Here is a 24135-nt window from a genome sequence, read left to right on the forward strand (position 1 = left end):
ACTGCGCTCGAAACAAACGGATTGGGTAGAAGAAAGGCTCACAACGCCCGCTCCAGCCACGCTTCCGCGTCGGCAGCAAACGCGGAACGCACTGTTTCGTCGCCGATCCGGTCGATCGCGTCGGCCACGAAGGCCCGCGTCATCAGCGCGGTCGCGCGCGCTTCGTCGATGCCGCGCGACTGGAGATAGAACATCGCCGCCTTGTCGAGTTCGCCCACCGTGGCACCATGCGCGCATTTCACGTCGTCGGCGAAGATTTCAAGTTCGGGTTTCAGATTGATCGTCGCCGTGCGTTTCAACAACAACCCACGCAAGCTCTGCTCGCCATCGGTCTTCTGCGCGCCGCGTGCGACTTTGACGCGCGCCGCAAGGCTGGCGGTCGAGCGGTCGGCGGCGACCGCGCGCCAGATCTGCTTGCTGGTGCCATATTCGGCGTCGTGGCGGAGCGCGACTGCGGCTTCCTGACGTTGGTCGCCGCTGGTCAGCAGCGCGCCGCCCATCTCCGCAAAGCCGCCCTCGCCGGTGACGCGGATATGGCCGTCGATGCGCGTGCCCATGCCGCCTGCGCCCAGGAAGATCGACACCAGGCTCGCGGCTTTGCCGACTTCCGCTTCGTCGCGGACCGATACGAAGCCGTTGGATTGGAGCAGCCGCACCGACCGCATCAGGCGGGCGCCTTCGCCAAGCTTGATATGAGTCAGACGGTTGGCCCATCCGTGACCGACATAAGTCTCCACGACTTCGGCGACCGCGTCCTTGGCGAGCACGATGCGCGCGGGCAGATGGTTCTCGCCCCCGGTCGAGACATGGACGATTTGCACGGGTCCGGTCGCATGGTCGTCGCCAAGTGTCAGCGACCAGCCTTCGCCCGTTGCGCGCGCGCCAAGCGGGTGGCGAGTGTCCAGTGACAGGCGTTCGACCACGACCTTGCCGGGACGGCTGTGCGCGGGCTCGAACCGGCCATCGACGAAGGTCAGGCGCGGACCGTCGAGGTCGAGGAACTGCGCGGGAATATCGACGCCCGAGTCGGCAGACGGTGCGACCGCCGCAGCCTCGAGCGTCGGCAGATCGGCCCAGCGCCAGTCTTCGCGCACATCGCGGGGGATGGTGATCGCGTTCATCGCGTTCAAGCCGCCACCGCCGCATAGCCTTCGCGTTCCAGCGTCTTGGCAAGTTCCGGCCCACCGCTCGCGACGATCTTCCCGTCGGCCAGCACATGGACGAAATCGGGCTCCACATAATCGAGCAGCCGCTGGTAATGGGTAATCAGCAGCACTGCCTTGTCGGGGGCGCGCATGATGCGGTTGATGCCATCGCCGACCGCCTTCAGCGCGTCGATGTCGAGTCCGCTGTCGGTCTCGTCGAGGATCGCCAGACGCGGCGCAATGATCCCCATCTGGACCATTTCGTTGCGCTTCTTCTCGCCGCCCGAAAAGCCGACATTGACCGGGCGTTTGAGCATTTCCTGATCCATGCCGAGCGCATCGGCCTGCGCCCGCGCGATCTTCAGGAACTCGGCGCCTGACAATGGGCCCTCGCCGCGAACCTTGCGCTGCGCGTTGAGCGCCTCGCGCAGGAACTGCACGTTGGAGATGCCGGGGATTTCGACCGGATATTGGAAACCGAGGAACAAGCCGAGCGCAGCGCGTTCATGCGGTTCGAGATCGAGCAGGTCCTTGCCGTCGAACGTCGCGGTGCCCTCGGTCACTTCGTATCCGGGCCGTCCGCCGAGTACATAGCCCAGCGTCGACTTGCCCGCGCCGTTCGGCCCCATGATCGCATGGACCTCGCCCGCGTTGATCGTGAGCGACAGGCCCTTGAGGATCGGCTTGCCGTCGATTTCGGCGTGCAGGTTTTCAATCTTGAGCATTTATGCCCTCTTCGAGATATTTAAGTTGGCTGATATCACCACCGTAGCGATGGTAGATCGCCTTGAGTTCAAGCAGGTCTTCCGTAGTCACTGCTCGGTCGATTTCTAGAAAAAGCCGCTGACCTTTACCGTGCACACCCCGGACGCAGCCAATGCGCTTCAGCCAGTCGAAATGTGCGCGTTCATCGCCATCGGACCAATAGTGAGTTGCTTCAAAAAAGAAGGGACTATCCAACCGATCCCTCCAAACTGATTCCCAGCAGCTTCTGCGCCTCGACAGCAAACTCCATCGGCAGTTGCTGCAACACCTCTTTCGCGAACCCGTTGACGATCAGCGCCACCGCACTTTCGGCGTCCAGCCCACGTTGCATCGCGTAGAACATCTGGTCGTCGCTGATCTTCGAAGTGGTCGCTTCATGCTCGATCTGCGCCGACGGGTTGCGAACCTCGATATAGGGGACGGTATGCGCGCCGCACTGATCGCCCAGCAGCAAGCTGTCGCACTGGGTGAAGTTGCGCACGCCCTCTGCATTCGGGCCGACGCGCACCAGCCCGCGATAGGTGTTGTCGGAACGCCCGGCCGAAATCCCCTTCGACACGATGGTCGAGCGCGATCCCTTGCCGTTGTGGATCATCTTGGTGCCCGTATCGGCCTGCTGTCGGTTGTTGGTGACCGCCACCGAATAGAATTCGCCGACACTGTTTTCGCCATTCAGCACGCAGCTCGGATATTTCCAGGTGATCGCACTGCCGGTCTCGACCTGCGTCCACGATACCTTCGAATTGCGGCCCTGACACAGCGCGCGTTTGGTGACGAAATTATAGATGCCGCCCTTGCCGTTCTCGTCGCCGGGATACCAGTTCTGGACGGTCGAATATTTGATTTCGGCATCGTCGAGCGCGATCAGTTCGACGACCGCGGCGTGGAGCTGGTTCTCGTCGCGCATCGGCGCGGTGCAGCCTTCGAGGTAGGAGACATACGACCCTTTGTCGGCGACGATCAGCGTGCGTTCGAACTGGCCGGTATTTTCGGCGTTGATGCGGAAATAGGTGCTGAGTTCCATCGGGCAGCGCACGCCCTCTGGAATGTAGACGAACGTCCCGTCGGAAAAGACCGCGCAGTTGAGCGTCGCGAAATAATTGTCGTGCATCGGCACGACCTTGCCCAGCCACTTGCGGACGAGATCGGGATATTCCTTGATCGCCTCGCTGATCGACCGAAAGATGACGCCGGCGGCCTCCAGTTCCTTGCGAAAGGTGGTGGCGACCGACACGCTGTCGAACACCGCGTCCACCGCGACCTTGCGCGCACCTTCGACCCCCGCGAGCACTTTCTGCTCCTCGATCGGGATGCCGAGTTTTTCGTACACGCGCAGGATTTCGGGATCGACCTCGTCCAGCGAGCCGAGCTTGGGCTTCGCCTTGGGTTCGGCGTAATAATAGGCGTCCTGATAATCGATCGGGTCCAGGTTCAGCTTTGCCCAGTCGGGGGCCTCCATCGTTTCCCACAGGCGAAACGCCTTCAGCCGCCAGTCGAGCATCCATTCGGGCTCGCCCTTCTTGGCCGAGATGAAGCGGACAGTGTCCTCGCTCAGCCCCTTGGGCGCAAAGTCCTGCTCGATATCGGAGCTGAACCCCCACTCATATTTCTTGTTCGCGGCGGCGAGCGCCTCTGCGTTCTTGGTGGCCATATTATCCACTCATCCGTTTGTTTCGAGCGAAGTCGAGAAACGCTCGCGCGCGCCCAGATCACGTTTCTCGACTTCGCTCGAAACAAACGGGATTGGTTGGTTCAAATTTGCAAGGCTGATCCCCGCCAGCGCCCCGCGCACCGCGCCGTTGACGGCATTGGCATGCGGCTTGATCCGGCAATTGCCCTCGATCGCGCAATCGTGCCGCCCGGCATCGACGCAGGTCGTCAGCGCGATCGGACCTTCGATCGCCTCGACGATGTCGGCCAGGCTGATCGCGGCGGGGGGGCGCGACAGGCGGAAACCGCCGCCGGTGCCGCGCGTCGATTCGATCAGGCCCGCAGACGACAATCGGCTGACCAGTTTCTGAACTGTCGGTAGCGGCAAGCCGGTTTCCTCCGCCAGCAAAGTCGCGTTCAGTCGCGCGACGCCGCCGCAATGGCGGGCCGCGGCGCTGAGCATGACGACGGCATAATCTGCCTGGGCGGAAAGGCGCATGTGCGAATGGTTCTCAAATCGGATCGAATCGTTCCGATTGGGCAGATGGGGGCGTTCGATGCTTGCGTCAACCGCAGGCTTGTCAGGTTTCGGAGATGATCGGGTTGATCTGTCCGGTCAGCGCATGGCGTCCGGCGATCGTCAATTGCGCGAGCAGACTGGGCTGTTCGCGCAGCTGGACCGGGGTCAGCCCGGTAAACTGCTTTACCTCTCGAATGAAATGCGACTGGTCGTAGAATCCGCGCTCGATCAGCGCGTCGGTATCGGCTTCGTGCGCCGCCAGCGAAACCGCTGCCTTTAGCGCACGATATTTGCGGGCCAACAATTTGGGCGGTGCGCCGTACAGCGCATTGCATCGCCGTTCGACCTGACGCCGCGACAGCCCGGTGGCGGTGACCAGATCGTCAACTTGCGGAGAATGGCTTGCCGCCAGCCAGGCATCGACCTGTGCGACGAAGCTGGACTGGCGCCTGGCATCGGCAACCCATCCGTCGATCATGGCCTCGACGATGGCGACCATATCGGCGGTGTCGGCGGCCCGCCCCAATGCCGCCGCCGCTTCTCCGACCGCACAGCCGAGCAGTGCGTGCGCATCCACGACCCGATTCAGAAAGGCGGAGGCACTCGCGCCGGTGATCGCCGCCCAGCCCGCGGGCGTGATTCCCGCGCCGAACACATGCACCGGCCCTTCCGCCACCACCCGCATCGCCCCGCTGGTCGGGCCGACGACATGATGGGCGGGCGCCTCCTGCGCGCTCCCGTCGGCGAAGTGATAGGTGGCGCCTCCGGTCGAAAGGCGAAAGCGCAACTGCGCGTGGTCGGCGCGCTCGGTATCCTCGAAACGCGGCACATCGGCGCGGAAATGATAGAACAGCGTGAATATCTCGGCGGCACCAGCGCCAGGCACCGCATAGTCGAGCGCGATCGACATGCGTTCCGTCCCCCTGTTGACGGATCGGCACCATAGCCCGTTTCGCAGCCGAAAGAAATGGCCCCGCAGCCTGAAAGGCCGCGGAGCCATTAGGGTTAAGCGTTCGTCGATGACGTCCGCTTCGGGTCGCACGGCTTTCCTAATCGATTCGCACCCGTTTCGTATTGGATGGAATCGCCATTTCGGATCGATCCGGCACGGGCTTTGACGAATATCGCGCCTTGCGCCATGCGAAAACGCGATGTTCACCACCCTTCGCCCGCTCCTGTTCCGACTCGATCCCGAGTCGGCGCACCGCCTGACGATTCGCAGCCTGGCCGCGTGGCAGGCGGCGGGATGTCCGGGCGCGCCTTCGCCGCCGAAACGCCGTCCGGTGACGGTCGCCGGAATCGAATTTGCGCACCCGGTCTGTCTGGCGGCGGGATTCGACAAGGATGCCGAGAGCATCGACGCGTGCCACGCGCTGGGCTTTGCCGGAGTCGAGGTCGGCACGCTGACCCCGCGTGCCCAAGCGGGCAATGCCAAGCCGCGCCTGTTCCGGCTGGCGGAGGATGCCGGCGTCATCAACCGCATGGGGTTCAACAATGGCGGGTTGGACGCCGCGCTTCCTCGCGTGGCCGCAGCCAGGCGGCGCGGCGTGGTTGGGGTGAATGTCGGCGCCAACAAGGACTCGTCCGACCGCATCGGCGACTATGCAGGCGCGGTGGCGAAGGCGGCGCCGCATGCCGACCATGTGACGATCAACATTTCGTCGCCCAACACGCCGGGTTTGCGCGATTTGCAGGATCCGGCGATGCTCGGCGAATTGCTGGCGGCGTGCGACGGTGCGCGGATGGTCGCGGGCAGGCACGTGCCGCTGTTCCTGAAAATCGCTCCGGACCTCGACCGTGCTGCGCTTGATCCGATCGTGCGGACGGTGATCGATGGAAAGATTGATGCGCTGATCGTGTCGAACACCACCATCTCGCGCCCCGAATTGCGGTCGCGCGATCGCGGGCAGGCCGGCGGGTTGTCGGGAAAGCCCTTGCAGCTTCTTGCGCGGGAAAAACTGGGCGAGGTCGCGGCGATCGCCGGCGGCGCGATCCCGCTGATCTCGGCAGGCGGCATCGACAGCGCCAACGAAGCGCGGCGGCGACTGGAGATGGGAGCAAGCCTGGTCCAGCTCTATTCGGCCCTGGTGTTCGAAGGACCGGGCCTCGCGCGCCGCATCGCGAACGGAATTTGATCGAGCCCGAAACGAACGGGTGAGGGGGCGTGGCCATCATCGACCCGCCCGATCACGCTCGTCGCGACAATCGCTTGGATCGATTTGCGCCGCTCGCGCATTGTGCCCGCATGAGGAGAATCCGCATGTCGCGCGATCTGGCGAAAACATTGAGCTATCTGGTGATCCATCTCGGGATCGGCTTCACCGTCGCTTATCTCTTCACCGGATCGGTGGCGATCGCGGGCGGCATCGCGCTGGTCGAGCCCCTGTGCAACGCCGTCGCCTATTTCTTCCATGAAAAGGCGTGGAACGCGCGGATGACCCCGCGCAAATTGCTCGACATTCTCGTCCACCGCCATCCCATGCCGGGAAGGGCGGATTGACGTTACGGCCTTGCGCCCCTGCGATTAGGGGTTAGTCCTTTCGCCAACGATATAGGCGAGAGGCAGGTCGGCCCCATGCGGCAGCTCGAACATTTTCCCAATCTGGTCACCATGTTCTTCACCCGCGCGCGCGAGAATGGCGACAAGCCGTTCCTGTGGGCGAAACAGGCCGGTGCCTGGGTGTCGATCAGCTGGGCAGACGCCGCGCGTCAGGTCGCGAGCCTCGCCGCGGGGCTGACCGCGATCGGGCTGAAGCCCGGCGACCGGGTGATGCTGGTCAGCGAAAACCGCCCCGAATGGTGCATCTCGGATCTGGCGATCATGGCGGCGGGCTGCGTCACCGTGCCCACCTATGTCACCAATACCGAGCGCGACCACACGCACATCATCGAAAATTCGGGCGCGGCGGCGGTGATCGTATCGACGGCGAAGCTGGCACGGGTGCTGTTGCCCGCAGCGCTCCATTCGGATCACCTTCACCATGTCATCGGCATGGAGGATCTGAAGATCGGGCAATCCGGCACGCTCGATTTCCACCACTGGTCCAGACTCATCGCCGACCACCCGGCCGAGCCCGAAGCGGCCGCGGCGCGCGCGCAGTTCAAGCGCGAGGATCTGGCCTGTATCATCTATACCTCGGGCACGGGCGGCGCGCCGCGCGGGGTGATGCAGCATCACGGCGCGATCCTCCATAATGTCGAGGGGTGCTGCGCGGTCATCAGCGAGGATTTCGGCTGGGGGGACGAGGTATTCCTGTCCTTCCTGCCGCTTAGCCACGCCTATGAGCATTCGGGCGGGCAGCATTTCCCGATCGGGCTGGGCGGGCAGATCTATTATTCCGAAGGGCTCGACAAGCTGGCATCGAATATCGAGGAGACGCGGCCCACCATCATGGTCGTGGTCCCGCGCCTGTTCGAAGTGCTGCGGACGCGGATCACCAAGGCGGTCGAGAAACAGGGCAAGATGTCCGCCTATCTGCTCGATCGCGCGGTTTCGATCGGCGGCAGGAAGGCGGAGACGGGGAAGGTCGCGGTGGGCGACATGCCGATGAACCTGATCGTCAACCGGCTGCTTAAGCCGAAGATTTCAAAGCGGTTCGGCGGGCGGATGAAGGCGATGGTGTCGGGCGGCGCGCCGTTGACGCCCGAAGTCGGCAATTTCTTTCAGTCGCTCGGCCTGACGTTCTTGCAGGGATACGGCCAGACCGAGGCCGCCCCGGTGATTTCGTGCAACCGCCCGTCGGCGGGACTGAAGATGGACACGGTCGGCCCGCCGCTCAAGAATACCGAGGTGCGGATCGCCGAAGACGGCGAAATCCTGGTGCGCGGCGAACTGGTGATGCACGGTTACTGGCGCAACGAAGAAGAAACCGCCCGCGTCCTGAAAGACGGCTGGCTGCACACCGGCGATATCGGCCTTATCGACGAGGCCGGGCGGATCAAGATCACCGATCGCAAGAAGGACATCATCGTCAACGACAAGGGCGATAACGTCGCCCCGCAAAAGATCGAAGGGATGCTGACTCTCCAGAACGAGATCGTCCAGGCGATGATCTATGGCGACCGCAAGCCCTATATGACCGCGGTGATCGTCCCCGATCCCGACTGGACTCAGGAATGGTGCGCGGCGGGCGGCGCGAAATGCGATTTCGTCAGCCTGGCGCAGAACCCGCAATATCGCGCCGCGCTGAATGCCGCGGTCGAGCGGGTGAACAAGGATTTGTCGGTCACGGAACGCGTCCGCCGGTTCATCCTCGCCGATGCGCCCTTCGCAATCGAGAACGAGCAACTGACGCCGAGCCTGAAAATCCGCCGCCACGTGCTGCGCGCCGCCTATGGCGAGCGGCTGGACGCGCTCTACAAACAGGGGTGAGAAGCGCCCCGTCATGCCTTAGTCCGTCATTCCCGCGAAGGCGGGAATCCATATTCTCCGACATGGGTTATGGATTCCCGCCTTCGCGGGAATGACGGAATATTAGGGGCAGGGAGCCTTACTCCGCTCCCTTTTCCGGCAGCACGACCATCGACCAGTCCTTGTCGGCGCCCAGATATTTCGCCGCCAGCGCCTGAATTTCGGCCGGCGTGGTGCGCTGATAATCGGGAACCAGCGTCGTTACCGCCTGAATCCGTGCCGGATCGCGCGTTCCGCCTGCGGTCTGCTGCATCCAGAAGCTGTTGCCGCTCGACATCCGCATCGTTTGTTGCACCGTCGGCAGCACCGCGCGTTGCAATTCGTCGGGGGTGATCGGCGTGGCGACCAGATCGGCGGCGATCTTGCGCGCGGCTTCGAAGAAGAATTTGGTCTGGTCGGGCGTCACCATCGCGATGGCCATGATGCGCCCGCCACTGTCGAGACCAACCGGCCACTGGCTGAGCACCGTCGGCGAATAGCTGGTGCCGGTGCGTTCGCGCAATTCGTCGAGCACCCGGTCGCGGAACACCGCCGCCAGCACTTCGAGCTTGCGGCTTTCGGCCAGCCCGGCGCTGCCGCCGCCGGTCGGCCAGGCGATGACCGCCGCGGCCTGATTGGGCTGGCCGCTGTGGTTTCGCACCACCGGCGCATCGCGGTGCGCGGGTGCGACAACGGGCGCCCCTTGCGTCGAGGCCGGTGCGCGGGGCGGCAATGCGCCGAAGGTCGCCGCCACCGCCTTTGCCGCGGCTTCGCTTTCGACATCGCCGAAAATCTGAACCTCGATCGGCCCGGTCTTCAGGATCGGTTCCCAGAAGGCGCGGAAACTCGCCGGGTCGAGCGCCTCGACCGCCGCGCGGCTCGGCGTCGCCCAGCGCAGGTCGCCGTCGCGCAGCAAGCCTTCGAGATCGCGCGCGAGGATGCCGTCGGGCGACGCCTCCATCGCCGCATAGCCCGCCAGCATTTCGGCCCGCGCGCGGATCACCGGATTGGCGTCCCAGCGCGGATGCGTCAGCTTGGCCGCCAGCAGCCGCAACTGATCGGGCAGGTCGGCGGCGGTCGTCTGTCCGCCCAAGATCCAGGCATCGTCGTCAGGTGCAAAGCTCAGCCCGATATTGCGGTTGCCGACCAGCCGGTCGAGCTTCTCCTGGTCGAGATCGCCGATCCCCGACTGCATCAGCGCCATCGGCCCGGCCCAGGCGACGGTCTGCTCTTTCGCGGGCAATCCCTTCAACCCGCTGCCGAACCGAACGCGGACATAGACGCGGTTGGTTTCGGCATCGTTGGGGAACATCAGGACGCTGACGCCGTTCGACAGGCGCATCGCCTCGATATTGATTTCGGGATTGCTCAGCACCGGCTGGCGCACCTCGACCGTGCCTGGCGCACCCAGCGGGGGCAGGTCGTCGATCGACACCGGTTCGGCATTGGCCAGCGCTTCCGAACCGGTCACCTCGGTTTTCAGCGCGGTCGCGAGTTTCGCGGTCGCGGTGTTGTCGGGGGTGCGGGTGTTGACGATGCCGCGCAGCGCGGTGCCGTCGAAAATCTTCTTCGACGAAGCGAGCACGCGCGCGGGCGAGAACATGCCCTTGGTTCGGGCGTCGTTGAAGATGTCGTAACTGACCTGCGCCGACGCCACGGTTTCGTTGATGTCGACCGCCTCGACCATCGTATCGGCCAGCCGCGCGCCGGGTTCGACCGGCGCGGTGGCGATGCCCTGTTTCATAGCATTTTCGATCTCGGCGAGTTCGCGGTCGATTTCGGCTTGGGTCGGTGCGCGGGTCGTCGCGTCGGCGATCACCGCGCGCACGTCTTTCAGCGCCGCTTCCCAATCGTCGCCCAGCGGATAGACCGAGACCGAGGTCAGGTTGGTCGATCGCGAGATATCGTCGAGGCTGACGCCTGCGCGCAGGAAACTGCCGCCTGCCCGCGCGCGGCTTTCCAGTCGTCGGTTGACGATGCGCGACGCGAGCAGGTCGGTCAGGCGCTCCTGATTGAACAGGATGGTGTCCGCGGTGATCGACCAGGGCCGCAGCCAGGCGAAACTGACCGCAGGCGGCAGCGATGCCTCGGCGGTCGCGGCCGTCGTCGGCTGAGACGGATCGGGCTTGCCGAAATCGGGTGTCGGGGTCGCCGCGCCGACCGGTTTCCAGTCGGAGAAATGCTTGACCACCATCTGTTCGAGCAGCCTGGCGTCCTTGTCGCCCGCGATCACGACGACGGTGCGGTCGGGGCGATACCAGCGCTGGTGGAACGCGCGGACGCTCTGTTCGGTCGCCTTTTCCAGCGTCTCGATATTGCCGATGGGCGATCGTTCGGCGAGTGGCTGGCCGCCGAAGAACAATCCGCGCAACGCTTCGCCGAAGCGCATCTGCGGCCCCGGCTGCTCACGCTGTTCGGCGAGCACGACGGGGCGTTCGGCATTGAGCGCGGCAGTGGTGATCGACGGACGCTCGAGCATTCCCGCGACGATCTTCATCGACTCGTCCAGCCCCTGATCGGTCGCGGTCGGCAGGTCGAGCTTGTAGACGGTGTTGGTCGGCGTGGTGGCGGCATTGCTGTCCGACCCGAAGGTGACGCCCAGCCGCTGCCACACGCGTTTCGATTCGCCGTCGGGAACGTGTTCGGAACCGCGAAAGGCGAGATGTTCGAGCAGATGCGCGTAACCCAGCTCGCTTTCGCGCTCCATCAGCGAGCCCGCGTCGATGCGCACGCGGATCGACACCTGACCCGGCGGCACACCGTTACGACGCACCGCGTAGCGCAGGCCGTTGGGCAGCACGCCGAACGTCCAGGCGGGATCGGGCGGAATGTCGCTGCCCTGGAACAGCCACGGCGTCCCCGACGATTGCGGCGCTGCGACGGTTGCGGCTTGCGGCGCGGTCTGCACCGTCTGCGCATTGGCCGCGACCGATAGCGCGAGGAGGGAGACGAGCGATAGGCGCGAGATGCGCCGGGCAAGGCTGTTCATAGGGTCCAATCTAGGCGGTGAGGCACGGTGTCGCCAGCGGCAATGATCTGATGCGCGAGGATGACGCCCCCACCTTGCGCGTTGCTGAACGGGGGCGTTGGAAAACGCTTCGTTGCCGTCGCTTGCCTTGATCCCTTCGCCTCCTCACGCCACATGGCACGCATGCTGATCGAAACCGAAGCGACGCCCAACCCGTCCACCCTCAAATTCCTGCCCGGCCAGTTGGTGATGGAGGCGGGGACGCGCGATTTCGCCGCGCCCGAAGAAGCCGAAGCGTCGCCGCTTGCCGAAGCGTTGTTTTCCCTCGGTGACGTGACCGGCGTGTTCTTCGGACGCGACTTCATCTCGGTGACGGCGGCACCGGGGGTGAATTGGCCCGATCTGAAGCCCGATGTGCTGGGCATATTGATGGAGCATTTCTCGGCTAACATGCCGTTGTTCCGTGCTGGCTCTGCCGCCGGGATTGCGGTGCCGCCTGCCGATGCGGAATTTGCCGAGAATCCCGAAGACGCGGAGATCGTCGCCCAGATCAAGGAACTGATCGAAACCCGCGTCCGCCCCGCGGTCGCCAATGACGGCGGCGACATCGTGTTCCGCGGCTTCGATCAGGGCAAGGTCTATCTCCAGATGCAGGGGGCCTGCTCGGGCTGTCCATCCTCGACGATGACGCTGAAAAGCGGGATCGAGCAGCTGTTGCGCTATTACGTGCCCGAAGTGACCGAAGTCCGCGCGGTCTGAATCGCCCTGCTATCGTCGCGTGCTCAGCCTGAGCGCCCCAGATACAATCGTTCAAGGATATCGCATGACCCAGCCCCTCGACGACGCCGCACTCGACACCCTGTTCCGCACCGCGCGGACCTATAACGGCTATGACGATACGCCCGTCACCGAAGCGGATATCAGGGCGATCTACGAATTGGTGAAGATGGGGCCGACCTCCGCCAACCAGCAGCCCGCGCGCTTCGTCTGGTGCCTGTCTCAGGACGCCAGGGACAGGCTTGCCGACGCGGCGACCGGCACAAACCCCGACAAGATCCGCGCCGCGCCCGCCGCCGTCGTCATCGGCATGGACGAGAATTTTCACGAACATCTGCCCTGGCTGTTCCCGCATACCGACGCGAAGGCGTGGTTCGACGGCGACAGCGAAGCGGCGCGCGCGGGTCGCAAGACCAGCGCGTTTCGTAACGGCACGCTCCAGGGCGCCTATTTCATCATCGCCGCGCGCGCGCTGGGCTGGGACACGGGGCCGATGTCGGGCTTCGACGCGGACAAGGTGAACGCGGCGTTCTTTGCCGACCAGCCCGGCGTCACCGCCAATTTCATCGCGACCTTCGGCAAGGGTGACCGTTCGACCATTTTCGATCGCAGCCCGCGCCCCGATTTCGGCAGGTTCAACCGGATCGACTGACGCTGGTCAACGCTCGTCGAGCCAGTCGCGCATCGCCGTGTTGACCGCGTCCGGTCGTTCCCAGGGCACGAAATGCCCGGCCTCTTCGATCCGCGTGATCGTAAGATCGGGCACATAGGCATCCAAGCCGTCGAGCTGGACGGGCAGCAGCGCCTTGTCCTGCATTCCCCAAATGACCAGCGTCGGCGGTTGGACGGGCGGGAACGGCGCGTTGACGAAGGCGGGCATCGCCGCGTCCTCGTCCATCGCGGGGACCGCAATCGCGCTGGCGCGATACCAGTTGAGCATCGCGGTCATCGCGCCGGGGCGCGACCAGTCGGCGAGGTAATGCGGCTTTTCCTCGGCCAGCAGGGCAGGATCGGCGTGCTTGGCGAAGCTGGTGTCGAAGAAGGCCTCGACGCCCATCTTGGCGATATGCGCCTCGATGCCGGGCGAGCGGAACGCGGTGATGTACTGGCTCGCGGCGCGCTGGGCGGGATCGTCGATCAGCGATTTCTGAAAGACGAGCGGATGGGGGGCGTTGACGATGACGAGGCCCGCGACCCGGTCGGGGCGTTGCAGCGCCGCCATCCACGCGATCGCGCCGCCCCAGTCGTGGCCGATCAGCGTGAAGCGATCGATGCCGAAATGGTCGGCCAGCGCGATCAGGTCGGCAACCGGCTTGTCGGGGGTATAGTTCTCCACGCCTTCGGGCTGGTCCGACGCACCGAACCCGCGCTGGTCGGGCGCGACGACGAAATGATCCTTCGCGAACTCGCCGATCTGGTGCCGCCAGGTGCGATGCGATTCGGGAAAGCCGTGGAGGAAGATCAGCGGCGGCGCGCCGGGTTCGCCCGCGGTGGCGACGTTGAGGGTGATGCCGGTGGAAAGGGCGATCCGTTCGGTCTTCATCTTGCCTGCTCCCAAGCGCTTAATTTCCGTTCGTTTCGAGCGAAGTCGAGAAACGCGACAGGGCGCACGCTGCGCGTTTCTCGACTTCGCTCGAAACAAACGGTGGAGGGGCTTGTGGCCCCCATTATCTCGATGCACTGGTATCATGAAAAAGGCGCGCGAGGCATGCCCCGCGCGCCCATATTCACACAACCGGTATCGGATCAGCGCAGATCGCTCTCGGCGATCGGCACGACCTTGATTTCGACGCGGCGGTTTTCCGCACGGCCCGCTTCGGTATCGTTCGACGCGATCGGCTGGGTTTCGCCGAAGCCGCGCGTGCCGAGGCGCGCCGATGCGACGCCGCGCGACGTCAGGTAATTGGCAACCGCCGATGCGCGGCGTTCCGACAGACCCTGATTATACGCATCCGATCCGGTCGAATCGGTGTGACCGTACACATCGACATAGGTGTTGGGGTATTCGGCGAGCACGGCGGCGACTTCGTTCAGTGTCGGGCGGAACTGCGGCGCGATGTTTGCGCTGTCGGTGGCGAAGGTGATGCCCGACGGCATCCGCAGCAGCAGATCGTCGCCCTGGCGCACGACATCGATGTCGCTGCCGGCGGTGCGTTCGCGCATCGCGCGTTCCTGGCGGTCCATGTAATTGCCGATGCCGGCGCCCGCGAGGCCGCCGATGCCCGCGCCGACGATCTTGGCGGTGCGATCGTTGCGACCGCCGACCAGATCGCCGAGCAGATAGCCGCCCAATGCGCCGCCCACGCCGCCCAGTGCGGTCTTCGAAATCGTACGCTCGCCGGTCACCGGGTCGGTGACGCAGGCGCTGGTCAGGGTGAGCGCGCCGACGGCGGCGAGCATCGAGAATTTGCTGGTCAGTTTCATATCGTCCTCCTTTTAGGAATTCGGTTTCCCCATCCGAACCTCGGACCCTCCAACCCGCTCGCCTGATAGTTGTTCCACGGGCGAATCGATGCTGAACGGCTCGTTCATCGGAACGAAACCTATGATCCCGTGATTCGCCGCTTGTGCGTGCCGCCCGCGAGGCGCTAAGGCTTGGTCCAGTCAACCATGACAGACCCCCTTCCTTTTCCCTGGCTCGATGTCGCGATCATCCTGGCGTTGGTCGCGCTCAACGGCGTGTTCGCCATGTCCGAACTCGCCATCGTTTCCTCGCGCAAGGCACGGCTCGAAGGGGCCGCGCAAAAGGGGAGCCGGGGCGCCGCCGCCGCGATCGCGCTGGCCGAGGATCCGGGCAAGTTCCTGTCGACGGTCCAGATCGGCATCACCCTGATCGGCATCGTCGCGGGTGCCTATTCGGGCGCGAGCCTGGGCCAGCCGGTCGCCGATCGGCTCGAATTGTGGTTGGGGCTGACCGATGCGACCTCGAACGCGGCGGGGCTGGCGCTGGTCATCGGCCTCACCACCTATGCCTCGCTCATCATCGGCGAGCTGGTGCCCAAGCAATTCGCGCTGCGCTCGCCCGAGCCGATCGCGACGTTGATTTCGCTGCCGATGATCTTTCTGTCGAAGGTCGCCGCGCCACTCGTCTGGCTGCTCGACAAATCGACGGGACTGGTGTTCCGCCTGCTTCGCATGAACCGCGAATCCGAAAACCGGGTGACGGCGGAGGAACTGCACCTGCTGGTGGCGGAGGCCACAAGGTCGGGGGTGATCGAGGAGCATGAACGCTCGATCATCTCGGGCGTGGTGCGGCTGGCGGATCGCCCCGTGCGCGAAGTGATGACGCCGCGAACCGATGTCGAATGGGTCGATGCCGATCTGGGCAGCGATGCGCTGTTCGCCAAGCTGGCGGTGACGCCGCACACGCGGCTGGTGGTTGCCGAAGGGTCGATCGACGCGGTGCTCGGCGTGGTCGAGGCGCGCGACATCGTCGCTGCCCTCGTCAAACAAGAGCCGCTGTCGCTGCGCACGCTGATGCGCGCGGCACCCGTGCTGCCCGATCAGGTCGACGCGATGGACGCGCTGACGGTGCTGCGCCGATCGGGCGTGCCGATGGGCATGGTTCATGACGAATATGGTCATTTCGAAGGAATCGTGACGCCCGCCGACCTGCTGGCGGCGATCGCGGGCAGTTTCGCGTCGGATGCCGATGACGACGACGCGCCGCATGTCGTGAAACGCGAGGACGGATCGCTGCTGGTGTCGGGCCAGATGGCCGCGGACGCGCTGGCCGAACGCATCGGCATCGATTTGCCCGAGGATCGCGATTTCGCCACCGTCGCCGGGCTGGCGCTGTCGGTCATCAAACGGCTGCCCGAGGAAGGCGACCATTTCACCGAACAGGGCTGGCGGTTCGAGATCGTCGACATGGACGGCCGCAAGATCGACAAGCTGCTGGTCGAACAGCGGGATTGATCGGCCTCAACGCGTCGTCATTGCGAGCGCTGCGAAGCAATCCAGTGCGCCATGCCGAATTGTTCCAAGATTTCGTCATTCCCGCGAAGGCGGGAATCCATATTCTCGAACGTAGCGCTTCTTTCGAAGCGGAAGAGATTATGGATTCCCGCCTTCGCGGGAATGACGTCGGAAACAAACTCAGCCGAGTTTCCCGAACTGCGCTTCATACCCCGCGATGTTGCCTGCGCTCAGCAGCCGTGCCTGTTCGATCCACTTGTCGCGGCCCATGCGGCCCCTGAAATTGCCCAGCTGCGCGTCGAGATCTGCGGCCTGCGCGTCGTCGAGCGCGGCGAGATCGGCAATGCGGGTGACGCCGAGTTCGGCGAGCCGCGCGGCGACTTTCGGACCCAGACCCTTGAGCCGGGTAAGGTCGCCTGGCGTCGGCTGCGGAGCAGCAGCGGGCGGTGCGATCACCTCCGCCTGGGGTTCGATGATCGGCGGCGGAGGCGGGGCGACGGGCACCGGCTGGGGAATGGCTTCGGAGACTGGCGCCACGACCGGTGCGGGATCGGCGGGGCGCGCGACCGGTTCGGTCGGGGCGGCGGGTTCACCGGTTGCGGGGGCGTCGGCATCGATCGCCTCGATCCGCCCATCGGCTTCCAGTTCGGACATCGCGCGCTTGTTCGCGCGCCAGCGTTTGGTCCCCCACAGAATGATCGCCACCGCGGCGACCGCGAACAGCGCGATCAGGATCAGATGGATGGTGGTGATCGTCCCCATCATGTCGATCGCGCCCAGGGGAGAGGTCGATTGCAGCGATTTTTCGTCCATGATCCGCCTTTGCGCATAATCGGTGTCGCCCGGTCATAGCGGGACGAGGCTGGACCGCCAAATCGGTGAGATCAAATCACCGATGGGGAGGGAATATCTGTTCGCTATCCGCGCGCCAGTTCGCGCCAGCCGATGTCGCTGCGGCAGAAACCGTCCTCGAAGTCGATCGCCTCGACCCCGCGATAGGCCGCGTCGCGCGCGGCGCGCAGGTCGGGGCCGGTCGCGGTGACGGTCAGCACGCGGCCGCCGCTGGCGCGCAAGCGGCCGCCATCGAAGCTGGTTCCGGCTTGGAACACCGTGACCGGTCCGCTTGCTTCCGCCGCGTCGATGCCGGTGATCGCACCGCCCGCAATGGCGGTGCCGGGATAGCCCTTCGCTGCCACCACCACGGTCATCGCGTGATCGTCGCGGAAGCGGGCGGGTGTGCGTTCGGCCAGCTTGGCCGTCGCCGTGGCGACCATGATGTCCAGCAGATCGTCGTCGAGCCGCGCCATCAGCACCTGGCATTCGGGATCGCCGAACCGCGCGTTGTATTCGATCAGTTTCGGGCCCGTATTGGTCAGCATCAGCCCGGCATAGAGCACCCCCGAATAGGGCATCCCCATATCGGCCAGCGCCTGCACCGTCGGCCGCACGATCTCGTCGATCGCCCGCTGTTCCAGCGCTGGCGTCAGCACCGGCGCGGGGCTGTAGGCGCCCATGCCGCCGGTATTGGGGCCGGTATCGCCGTCGCCCACGCGCTTGTGGTCCTGCGCCGATCCGAACGGCATCAGGTTGGTGCCGTCGGTCAGCACGAACAGGCTGGCTTCCTCGCCGTCCAGAAACTCCTCGATCACCGCTTCGCCGCCGGGACGGTCGAACAGGGCGACGATCGCGGCCTCGGCTTCGTCGTGCGACATGGCGATGGTGACGCCCTTGCCGGCCGCCAGACCGTCGGCCTTGATGACCACCGGCAGCCCGAAATCGCCTAGCGCGGCGCGCGCGCCGTCCAATGAAGTGACGCGCGCATAGCCCGCAGTCGGAATGTTGGCGCGGGCACACAGATCCTTGGTGAAGCCCTTCGATCCCTCAAGCTGCGCGGGCGCCTTGTCGGGACCGAACACGCCGATCCCCATCGTGCGCAGATTGTCGCCCAGCCCCTGAACCAGCGGCGCTTCGGGGCCGATGACGACGAATTCGATCGAATTTCGCAGGCAGAAATCGATGATCCCGCGCTGGTCGGTCGCGGGGATGTCGGCGATATCGGCATGGTTCGCGATGCCGGGGTTGCCCGGCGCGGCGTAAAGCTTAGTCAGGGTCGGCGATTGCGCCAGCTTCCACGCCAGCGCATGTTCACGGCCCCCCGACCCGATCAGAAGGACGTTCATGGCGGATCCCCTGTTTGATGCGACTGCGCGCCTGCTAGCCGAGAGTTCGCCCGGCGACAACGCCGCGCCGCTGAGCGTGGGCGAGCTTTCGGGCAATCTGAAACGGATGGTGGAGCGCGAGTTCGGCCATGTTCGCGTGAAGGGAGAGATTTCGGGCTATAAGCGCGCCGCGTCGGGCCATGTCTATCTGACGCTGAAGGATGCCGATGCGGTCATCGACGGGGTGATGTGGCGCGGCGCGGCAGGGGCGCTGGCCTTCGTGCCGCAGGACGGGATCGAGGTTGTCGCGACCGGCAAGGTCACGACCTATCCGGGGCGGTCGAAATACCAGATCGTTATCGACAAGATGGAGGTCGCGGGCGAGGGCGCGTTGATGGCGCTCTTGGAAAAGAACAAGGCGCGCTTCGAGGCCGAAGGGCTGTTCGCCAAGGGCAAGGCGCGAAGGCCGCTCCCCTATCTGCCGCGTGTGATCGGGGTGGTGACCTCGCCGACCGGCGCGGTGATCCGCGACATTCTCCACCGGCTGGAGGATCGCTTTCCCAGCCATGTCATCGTCTGGCCGGTGCAGGTGCAGGGCGAGAGCGCGGCGGCGCAGATCGCGGCGGCGATCCGCGGGTTCGATGCGATTTCTCCCGGCGGCCCGGTGGCGCGTCCCGATCTGGTGATCGTCGCGCGCGGCGGCGGGTCGATCGAGGATTTGTGGGCGTTCAACGAGGAAGCGGTGGTGCGTGCGATCGCCGAATGCTCGATCCCGATCGTCTCGGCGGTCGGGCATGAGACCGATACGACGCTGGGCGATTATGCGGCCGATCTGCGCGCGCCGACGCCGACTGCGGCGGCGGAGATCGCGGTGCCGGTGCTTGCCGATCTGAAATACACGCTGACGACGCTTGGCGCGCGCACCGAGCGCTGCGTGACCCGGTATCGAGAACGTGGTGCCGAACAGCTCGCGGCATTGGTGCGCGTGATGCCGAAGCGTGACGCGCTGTTGGGGCCGCAACGCCAGCGGGTGGACGATGCAGGCCAGCGGCTGGGGCGCGGGCTGGAACGGCGCGCGGACGTCGCGCGGCGGCAGCTTGACCGGGTGGCGGGCGCGCTGCGTCCGGCGGCGCTGGAGGCGCGGCTGACGGGCGCGCGGCAACGGCTCGCCGACATGGAGCGGCTGTTGACTGCCGCCCACCCCGAACGCCCGCTGGAGCGCGGCTATGCCTGGGTCGAGGCGCGCGCCAGCGGCAAGGTTGCGGCGACTGCCGCCGAGGCCCGTTCCGCCAGCGCCCTGCGGCTGCACTTCAAGGACGGCGAAGTCGACGCCACCGTCGATGGCGCGGTTCCCAAAACGCCGCGAAAATCCTATGCTGGGACGAAGCCGGAGCAGGGCGACCTGTTCTGATGCTCAAACTGGGACGCAAGACCATGCTCATGTCGAACAACAGCCGCGCCGCGCGGCTTCATTATATGGCCAACGGCTTTCGGATGCTGGCGTCGGGCGACCATGTCGTCTGCGCGGTATCGGGGGAGCGCATTTCGCTCGACGAACTGCGCTACTGGAGCGTCGCCCGGCAAGAGCCCTATGCCAGTGCCGAAATCGCGACGAAGGCGATGACCGCCGCATGACATCGGCGCGCTGGGGGGCGGCCGCCGCCATTTCGGTTCTGTTGATGGGATGCGCATCGGCGCTGCCATCGCCGGTGCGGCGCGCGTCGTGGAGCCCGGCGGGCGTCGCAGTGACGCCGGTTGCGCTGCCGACACCTGCGCGATTGCCGCAAGTGACGCGCATTGCCCTCGAAGGTCAGGCGATCCAGGGCGGCGTGATGCTCGGCACCGCACCTGCGGGGACGACGCGGTTGACGCTGAACGGAACGCCGGTGCGCGTCGCCGATGACGGCCGCTTCATCCTCGCCTTCGACCGCGATGCCGGGACGACCGCGTCGCTCGTCGCCGAGCGTTCGGACGGCAGCCGCGTGACCCAGGCGATCGCGGTCGCCCCGCGCGCCTGGCGGATCGAGCGGCTCAATTCACTGCCGCGCATTTCGCAGCCCAGCGCCGAATTCCAGCGTCGTCGCGCTCCCGAACTCGCGCAGATCAATGCGGCGCGCGCCAAGGACACCGGCGCAAACGGCTGGCGTCAGCAATTTCTGTGGCCGGTCACGGGGCGCGTCTCCGGCCTGTTCGGCGCGCAGCGCATCTATCGCGGCGAACCCGGCAGCTATCATTCGGGCGTCGATGTCGCGCGCCCCACCGGCACGCCGCTGATGGCGCCCGCCGATGGCGTCGTGGTGCTGGCGACGCCCGGCGAGTTCACGCTGGAGGGCCGGTTGCTGATGATCGATCACGGCATGGGGCTGAACAGCGCGTTCCTGCACATGGATGCGATCGACGTGAAGGAAGGCCAGGCGGTCAGACGGGGCCAGCGCCTCGGCACGGTGGGCGCGACCGGGCGCGCGACCGGCCCCCATATGCACTGGGGCATGAAATGGGGGGACGCCCGCATCGACCCGATGCTGCTCGCAGGCCCGATGCCGACGGCCGAATAGACGGATCAGATGACGTCCATATCGACCTTGTAATGATGCCAGGCGAAGATCGCCGCCGCGCCCCTGTGCGGGCGCCAGTTTTCCGCAAGTTCCCGGATCGCCTTTTCGCTGGGGCGCTCGTCATGCCCCAGCAGTCGCCCGATCTCGATCTGAACGGCCAGATCGCCTGCGGGCCAGATGTCGGCGCGTCCTTCGGCGAACAACAGGTAGATTTCGGCGGACCAGCGCCCGATGCCCTTGATCTTGGTCAGCTCGGCAATCGCGTCCTCGTCGTCCGTCGGAAGATTGTGGAGATCGAGTTCGCCGCTCGTCACCAGCCCGGCCAGGCTGCGCGCATAGCCTAGCTTCTGGCGCGAAAGCCCTGCACCCTTCAGCACCTCATCGCTGGCAGCGAGCAATGCGTCGGGATCGTCGGCACGTCCGCCCAGCGCGGCGTCGAGCTTGTTCCACACCGATGATGCCGCCGCGACGCTGACTTGCTGGCCGACGATCGTGCGCAGCAAGGTGGCATAGCCCGGTTCCCGAATACGCGGCTCGGGATAGCCCGCGCGCGCAAGCCCTGCGGCAAAGGCGGGTTCGCGCAGCGCCAGCGCGTCGAGCGCGGTCTGCAACTGGCCGGCGCTCAATCCCATCGGCTACGTCTCTTGATGTTGGCGACCGCGCGCGGCATGGCGGCGGGCGAACCACAGGGAGGATTCCATGCCGCAGCTTATCGTCGTCACCCGCGATGGGGAAGAACGTGCCGTCGAGGGCGAGGTCGGATTGTCGGTGATGGAAGTGATCCGGGACAATGGCTTTGACGAATTGCTGGCGCTGTGCGGCGGCTGCTGTTCGTGCGCGACGTGCCACGTCCATGTCGACCCGGAATTTGCGGGCAAACTGGCGCCCATGAGCGAGGACGAGAACGACCTGCTCGATTCCTCGATGGACCGGGATGAAACCTCGCGCCTGTCGTGCCAGATCCAGTTCACCAGCGCGCTGGACGGGCTACGGGTGAAGATCGCCGCCGAGGATTGAGGGTTCATCCGTGACCCTAAGCCGCTTGCGCTGCGTGCGATCCTCGGAGCGCGAACCGCGCCGCCCGGTGGACCCCGGCACGGTGGCCGGGGTGACGGCTGCGGGTCCTACCCCCGCGCCGCCACCGCATAGAGCGCGATCGCCGCGGCGTTGGACACGTTCAGGCTTTCCATCCTGGGCGAGATCGGCAGCCTTGCCAACTGGTCGCAATGCGCCTCGGTATTGTGCCGCATCCCTTCGCCCTCGGCCCCCAGCACCAGCGCGATGCGCGCGTCGCCCAGCGCATCTTTCAGCGTCATGTCGCTGGTGCCGGTAAGGCCGATGCGCCAGAACCCGGCTTCCGCCATTTCGTCCATCGCCCGCGACAGATTGACGACGCGCACCCACGGCACGATCTCAAGCGCGCCTGACGCGGATTTGGCGAGCGCCCCCGATTCGGGCGGCGCGTGGCGGTCCTGCGTGACGATGCCCAGCGCGTCGAACGCCGCCGCCGAACGCAGGATCGCGCCGACATTGTGCGGATCGGTCACCTGATCGAGCACGACCAGCGGGCGCATGTCGCCCTGTCCCTGATCGAGCAGATCGCCCAGCCACACATCCTCCAGCGCATCGACTTCGGCGACCAGCCCCTGATGCGGCGCGTCACCGGGCACCAGGCGCCCCAGATCGGCGGCGTCGGCATAGACGATCGGCAGGTCGGACGGCAGCGTCAACGCGCCCAGCGCCTCGCGCGTGCCCCAGATCTTGCGCACGACCCGTTCGGGATTGGCGAGTGCTGCGGTGACCGCATGCTTGCCCCAGAAGCGCGGACGCCCCGACTGGGCCTTGCTGGGACGATGACCGCGACGCGACATGACGAGGATTCCTTGACGGCTGGGGTGAAAAGACGCGGGTCAGGCGTTGACACAGACGGGGCGCATCGGCAATGGACGCCGCTCGCCCAGATGGCGGCCCCAATGGACAGGTGGCCGAGTGGTTAAAGGCAGCAGACTGTAAATCTGCCCGTGAAAGCGTACGCTGGTTCGAATCCAGCCCTGTCCACCACCTTTTCCTCGATCAGATCACCCCGGTCGTTTGAACGGCGTCATCTCGCCCAGAAACGCCTGTTCCTGCTCGACCGAGGCACGCTCTCGGCGCAGGAAATCGGCGACGGCGTGGCGAAAGCCCCTGTCGGGCAGGTAATGGGCGGACCAGGTGGTCACCGGCACATAACCGCGCGCCAGTTTATGTTCGCCCTGCGCGCCCGCCTCGACCCGCGACAGGCCGCGTTCGATCGCGGCATCGATCGCCTGGTAGTAGCAAAGCTCGAAATGGAGGAACGGCACGTCCTCGGTGCAACCCCAGTATCGGCCGTACAGCGCATCGCCGCCGATCAGGTTGAGCGCACCCGCGATCGGCCGACCATTGCGTTCCGCAAGAATCAGCAACAGCCGGTCGCCCATCGCCTGTCCGATCCGCGAGAAGAATGCGCGCGTCAGATAGGGCTGGCCCCATTTGCGCGTGCCGGTGTCCTGATAAAAGGTCCAGAACGCATCCCAATGCGCCTCGGTGATCGCCGCTCCGTTCAGTGGACGGATCGTCAGACCCTCGATGGCGGCGGCGCGCTCCTTTCGGATCGCCTTGCGCTTGCGGCTGGCCAGCGCGCCGAGGAAATCGTCGAAGCCGCCATAACCCGCGTTCCGCCAGTGAAACTGCGTGCCTTCGCGGATCAGCCAGCCCGCCGCCTCGAAGGCGGCGATCTGGTCGGGCGCGACGAAGGTCGCGTGCGCCGACGACAGCCCGGCGTCGGTCGTCACCGTCTCGATCGCGCGGATCGCCGCGCGGGTCGCGGCATCGCGGTCCGTCGATGGATGGACCAGAATGCGCGCGCCGGGGACGGGGGTGAAGGGCACCGCGATCTGCAATTTCGGATAATAGGATTGGCCCGCGCGCTCCCACGCATCGGCCCAGGCGTGGTCGAACACATATTCGCCCTGGCTATGCCCCTTGGCATAGCTCGGCACCACCGCCAGCGGCGCGTCGTCGGGACCGACGATCAGCGGGAGCGCCTGCCAGCCGGTGCCGGGACCGACCGATCCCGATTCCTCGAGCGCCGACAGAAAGGCGTGGCTCAGAAACGGGTCGGCATCGCCCGCGCAGGCGTCCCAGCGTTCGCGCGGTACCGACGCGACGCCGGGGGCGATATGGGCAGTCACGATAGGTTCGCTCACCCGCCCGATGTAGGCCGATTGACGCGCGATGCCAGAGCTTTGGACGCGGCCAAATGCCCGA

At 65.6% G+C, this 24135-nt stretch carries 24 protein-coding genes and 1 tRNA gene; 11 read left to right on the top strand and 14 right to left on the bottom strand.

The window, feature by feature from the left end; all coding sequences use genetic code 11:
* Positions 1-38: 38 nt before the first annotated feature.
* The 6 genes from ACX0GZ_RS05365 to ACX0GZ_RS05390 form a co-directional block, all read right to left on the bottom strand.
* Positions 39-1121, bottom strand: a complete 1083-nt coding sequence (locus tag ACX0GZ_RS05365) for a SufB/SufD family protein (protein WP_458814126.1) — start codon at positions 1119-1121, stop codon at positions 39-41.
* 5 nt (positions 1122-1126) lie between these two features.
* Positions 1127-1870: a Fe-S cluster assembly ATPase SufC gene (gene sufC / locus ACX0GZ_RS05370; protein ID WP_458814128.1), complete on the bottom strand. Its 744-nt coding sequence runs from the start codon at positions 1868-1870 to the stop codon at positions 1127-1129.
* Positions 1857-2105, bottom strand: coding sequence for a hypothetical protein (locus tag ACX0GZ_RS05375; protein WP_458814130.1), 249 nt, complete (start codon positions 2103-2105; stop codon positions 1857-1859). Before ACX0GZ_RS05375 ends, sufC begins: the two co-directional genes overlap by 14 nt.
* A complete protein-coding gene (gene sufB / locus ACX0GZ_RS05380) occupies positions 2098-3561 on the bottom strand; it encodes a Fe-S cluster assembly protein SufB (protein ID WP_458814132.1) in 1464 nt (487 codons plus the stop codon). The genes ACX0GZ_RS05375 and sufB overlap by 8 nt, the downstream gene beginning before the upstream one ends.
* 9 nt (positions 3562-3570) lie before the next feature.
* Positions 3571-4059 (bottom strand): RrF2 family transcriptional regulator, encoded by a 489-nt coding sequence (locus ACX0GZ_RS05385; RefSeq protein ID WP_458814134.1) that lies wholly within the window; start codon positions 4057-4059, stop codon positions 3571-3573.
* 82 nt (positions 4060-4141) lie between these two features.
* A complete protein-coding gene (locus ACX0GZ_RS05390; RefSeq protein WP_458814136.1) occupies positions 4142-4990 on the bottom strand; it encodes an AraC family transcriptional regulator in 849 nt (282 codons plus the stop codon).
* Positions 4991-5231: 241 nt separating this feature from the next.
* On the opposite strand from ACX0GZ_RS05390, the gene ACX0GZ_RS05395 reads away from it, so the two are divergent.
* From ACX0GZ_RS05395 to ACX0GZ_RS05405, 3 genes are all read left to right on the top strand, one after another.
* Positions 5232-6215 (top strand): quinone-dependent dihydroorotate dehydrogenase, encoded by a 984-nt coding sequence (locus tag ACX0GZ_RS05395; RefSeq protein WP_458814138.1) that lies wholly within the window; start codon positions 5232-5234, stop codon positions 6213-6215.
* Positions 6216-6340: 125 nt separating this feature from the next.
* Complete coding sequence (locus tag ACX0GZ_RS05400; RefSeq protein WP_458814140.1) at positions 6341-6580, top strand: DUF2061 domain-containing protein; 240 nt, start codon at positions 6341-6343, stop codon at positions 6578-6580.
* 75 nt (positions 6581-6655) lie between these two features.
* A complete protein-coding gene (locus tag ACX0GZ_RS05405; RefSeq protein WP_458814142.1) occupies positions 6656-8452 on the top strand; it encodes an AMP-dependent synthetase/ligase in 1797 nt (598 codons plus the stop codon).
* Between the two features lie 118 nt (positions 8453-8570).
* On the opposite strand, the gene ACX0GZ_RS05410 is transcribed toward ACX0GZ_RS05405, so the two are convergent.
* Entirely contained in the window at positions 8571-11459 is a 2889-nt protein-coding gene (locus ACX0GZ_RS05410; RefSeq protein WP_458814144.1) for a M16 family metallopeptidase, read from the bottom strand.
* 162 nt (positions 11460-11621) lie between these two features.
* Between ACX0GZ_RS05410 and ACX0GZ_RS05415 the strand changes: the two genes are divergently transcribed.
* Together ACX0GZ_RS05415 and ACX0GZ_RS05420 are read left to right on the top strand one after the other, a co-directional pair.
* Positions 11622-12197, top strand: a complete 576-nt coding sequence (locus ACX0GZ_RS05415; protein WP_458814146.1) for a NifU family protein — start codon at positions 11622-11624, stop codon at positions 12195-12197.
* A 64-nt stretch (positions 12198-12261) separates the two neighbouring features.
* Positions 12262-12867: a malonic semialdehyde reductase gene (locus ACX0GZ_RS05420; protein WP_458814148.1), complete on the top strand. Its 606-nt coding sequence runs from the start codon at positions 12262-12264 to the stop codon at positions 12865-12867.
* Between the two features lie 6 nt (positions 12868-12873).
* On the opposite strand, the gene ACX0GZ_RS05425 is transcribed toward ACX0GZ_RS05420, so the two are convergent.
* The gene (locus ACX0GZ_RS05425) at positions 12874-13758 is read right to left on the bottom strand and encodes an alpha/beta fold hydrolase (protein WP_458814150.1); all 885 of its coding nucleotides are present in this window, start codon (positions 13756-13758) and stop codon (positions 12874-12876) included.
* Between the two features lie 203 nt (positions 13759-13961).
* Complete coding sequence (locus tag ACX0GZ_RS05430) at positions 13962-14639, bottom strand: OmpA family protein (protein ID WP_458814152.1); 678 nt, start codon at positions 14637-14639, stop codon at positions 13962-13964.
* Between the two features lie 186 nt (positions 14640-14825).
* Between ACX0GZ_RS05430 and ACX0GZ_RS05435 the strand changes: the two genes are divergently transcribed.
* The gene (locus ACX0GZ_RS05435; RefSeq protein WP_458814154.1) at positions 14826-16133 is read left to right on the top strand and encodes a hemolysin family protein; all 1308 of its coding nucleotides are present in this window, start codon (positions 14826-14828) and stop codon (positions 16131-16133) included.
* Positions 16134-16313: 180 nt separating this feature from the next.
* Here ACX0GZ_RS05435 and ACX0GZ_RS05440 read toward each other — a convergent pair whose 3' ends face one another.
* Positions 16314-16946, bottom strand: a complete 633-nt coding sequence (locus ACX0GZ_RS05440) for a helix-hairpin-helix domain-containing protein (protein WP_458814156.1) — start codon at positions 16944-16946, stop codon at positions 16314-16316.
* A 104-nt stretch (positions 16947-17050) separates the two neighbouring features.
* Positions 17051-18313, bottom strand: coding sequence for a phosphoribosylamine--glycine ligase (purD, locus tag ACX0GZ_RS05445; RefSeq protein ID WP_458814158.1), 1263 nt, complete (start codon positions 18311-18313; stop codon positions 17051-17053).
* Between purD and xseA the strand changes: the two genes are divergently transcribed.
* Genes xseA through ACX0GZ_RS05460 form a run of 3 tightly spaced genes read left to right on the top strand, consistent with a single transcriptional unit; the run spans position 18312 to position 20847 of the window.
* A complete protein-coding gene (xseA, locus tag ACX0GZ_RS05450) occupies positions 18312-19703 on the top strand; it encodes an exodeoxyribonuclease VII large subunit (RefSeq protein WP_458814160.1) in 1392 nt (463 codons plus the stop codon). The genes purD and xseA overlap by 2 nt on opposite strands.
* A 23-nt stretch (positions 19704-19726) precedes the next feature.
* Positions 19727-19927: a DUF2093 domain-containing protein gene (locus ACX0GZ_RS05455; RefSeq protein ID WP_458814342.1), complete on the top strand. Its 201-nt coding sequence runs from the start codon at positions 19727-19729 to the stop codon at positions 19925-19927.
* Positions 19924-20847 carry a M23 family metallopeptidase gene (locus ACX0GZ_RS05460; protein ID WP_458814162.1) on the top strand — a complete coding sequence of 308 codons (924 nt, stop codon included), beginning with the start codon at positions 19924-19926 and terminating at the stop codon, positions 20845-20847. Before ACX0GZ_RS05455 ends, ACX0GZ_RS05460 begins: the two co-directional genes overlap by 4 nt.
* A 5-nt stretch (positions 20848-20852) precedes the next feature.
* On the opposite strand, the gene ACX0GZ_RS05465 is transcribed toward ACX0GZ_RS05460, so the two are convergent.
* The gene (locus ACX0GZ_RS05465) at positions 20853-21479 is read right to left on the bottom strand and encodes a DNA-3-methyladenine glycosylase family protein (protein WP_458814164.1); all 627 of its coding nucleotides are present in this window, start codon (positions 21477-21479) and stop codon (positions 20853-20855) included.
* Positions 21480-21546: 67 nt separating this feature from the next.
* Here ACX0GZ_RS05465 and ACX0GZ_RS05470 point away from each other — a divergent pair, with 67 nt between their 5' ends.
* A complete protein-coding gene (locus ACX0GZ_RS05470; RefSeq protein WP_458814166.1) occupies positions 21547-21864 on the top strand; it encodes a 2Fe-2S iron-sulfur cluster-binding protein in 318 nt (105 codons plus the stop codon).
* A 107-nt stretch (positions 21865-21971) separates the two neighbouring features.
* Here the strand turns inward: ACX0GZ_RS05470 and rlmB are convergent, their stop codons facing one another.
* Positions 21972-22718: a 23S rRNA (guanosine(2251)-2'-O)-methyltransferase RlmB gene (rlmB, locus tag ACX0GZ_RS05475; protein ID WP_458814168.1), complete on the bottom strand. Its 747-nt coding sequence runs from the start codon at positions 22716-22718 to the stop codon at positions 21972-21974.
* Positions 22719-22822: 104 nt separating this feature from the next.
* On the opposite strand from rlmB, the gene ACX0GZ_RS05480 reads away from it, so the two are divergent.
* A tRNA-Tyr gene (locus ACX0GZ_RS05480) sits at positions 22823-22908 on the top strand.
* Between the two features lie 17 nt (positions 22909-22925).
* Here the strand turns inward: ACX0GZ_RS05480 and ACX0GZ_RS05485 are convergent.
* Positions 22926-24074, bottom strand: a complete 1149-nt coding sequence (locus ACX0GZ_RS05485; RefSeq protein ID WP_458814170.1) for a GNAT family N-acetyltransferase — start codon at positions 24072-24074, stop codon at positions 22926-22928.
* Between the last annotated feature and the right edge of the window lie 61 nt (positions 24075-24135).

The organism is Sphingomonas aestuarii (assembly GCF_054457155.1).

Excerpts from the sequence above, each read along its gene's own strand:
- ACX0GZ_RS05465 (WP_458814164.1), bottom strand. The coding sequence starts at position 21,479 with ATGGGATTGAGCGCCGGCCAGTTGCAGACCGCGCTCGACGCGCTGGCG.
- ACX0GZ_RS05435 (WP_458814154.1), top strand. The coding sequence starts at position 14,826 with ATGACAGACCCCCTTCCTTTTCCCTGGCTCGATGTCGCGATCATCCTG.
- rlmB (WP_458814168.1), bottom strand. The coding sequence starts at position 22,718 with ATGTCGCGTCGCGGTCATCGTCCCAGCAAGGCCCAGTCGGGGCGTCCG.
- ACX0GZ_RS05425 (WP_458814150.1), bottom strand. The coding sequence starts at position 13,758 with ATGAAGACCGAACGGATCGCCCTTTCCACCGGCATCACCCTCAACGTC.
- ACX0GZ_RS05455 (WP_458814342.1), top strand. The coding sequence starts at position 19,727 with ATGCTCATGTCGAACAACAGCCGCGCCGCGCGGCTTCATTATATGGCC.
- ACX0GZ_RS05395 (WP_458814138.1), top strand. The coding sequence starts at position 5,232 with ATGTTCACCACCCTTCGCCCGCTCCTGTTCCGACTCGATCCCGAGTCG.
- ACX0GZ_RS05390 (WP_458814136.1), bottom strand. The coding sequence starts at position 4,990 with ATGTCGATCGCGCTCGACTATGCGGTGCCTGGCGCTGGTGCCGCCGAG.
- ACX0GZ_RS05430 (WP_458814152.1), bottom strand. The coding sequence starts at position 14,639 with ATGAAACTGACCAGCAAATTCTCGATGCTCGCCGCCGTCGGCGCGCTC.
- purD (WP_458814158.1), bottom strand. The coding sequence starts at position 18,313 with ATGAACGTCCTTCTGATCGGGTCGGGGGGCCGTGAACATGCGCTGGCG.
- ACX0GZ_RS05365 (WP_458814126.1), bottom strand. The coding sequence starts at position 1,121 with ATGAACGCGATCACCATCCCCCGCGATGTGCGCGAAGACTGGCGCTGG.
- ACX0GZ_RS05470 (WP_458814166.1), top strand. The coding sequence starts at position 21,547 with ATGCCGCAGCTTATCGTCGTCACCCGCGATGGGGAAGAACGTGCCGTC.
- ACX0GZ_RS05400 (WP_458814140.1), top strand. The coding sequence starts at position 6,341 with ATGTCGCGCGATCTGGCGAAAACATTGAGCTATCTGGTGATCCATCTC.
- ACX0GZ_RS05440 (WP_458814156.1), bottom strand. The coding sequence starts at position 16,946 with ATGGACGAAAAATCGCTGCAATCGACCTCTCCCCTGGGCGCGATCGAC.
- ACX0GZ_RS05415 (WP_458814146.1), top strand. The coding sequence starts at position 11,622 with ATGCTGATCGAAACCGAAGCGACGCCCAACCCGTCCACCCTCAAATTC.
- ACX0GZ_RS05405 (WP_458814142.1), top strand. The coding sequence starts at position 6,656 with ATGCGGCAGCTCGAACATTTTCCCAATCTGGTCACCATGTTCTTCACC.
- xseA (WP_458814160.1), top strand. The coding sequence starts at position 18,312 with ATGGCGGATCCCCTGTTTGATGCGACTGCGCGCCTGCTAGCCGAGAGT.
- sufB (WP_458814132.1), bottom strand. The coding sequence starts at position 3,561 with ATGGCCACCAAGAACGCAGAGGCGCTCGCCGCCGCGAACAAGAAATAT.
- ACX0GZ_RS05420 (WP_458814148.1), top strand. The coding sequence starts at position 12,262 with ATGACCCAGCCCCTCGACGACGCCGCACTCGACACCCTGTTCCGCACC.
- ACX0GZ_RS05410 (WP_458814144.1), bottom strand. The coding sequence starts at position 11,459 with ATGAACAGCCTTGCCCGGCGCATCTCGCGCCTATCGCTCGTCTCCCTC.
- ACX0GZ_RS05460 (WP_458814162.1), top strand. The coding sequence starts at position 19,924 with ATGACATCGGCGCGCTGGGGGGCGGCCGCCGCCATTTCGGTTCTGTTG.
- ACX0GZ_RS05385 (WP_458814134.1), bottom strand. The coding sequence starts at position 4,059 with ATGCGCCTTTCCGCCCAGGCAGATTATGCCGTCGTCATGCTCAGCGCC.
- sufC (WP_458814128.1), bottom strand. The coding sequence starts at position 1,870 with ATGCTCAAGATTGAAAACCTGCACGCCGAAATCGACGGCAAGCCGATC.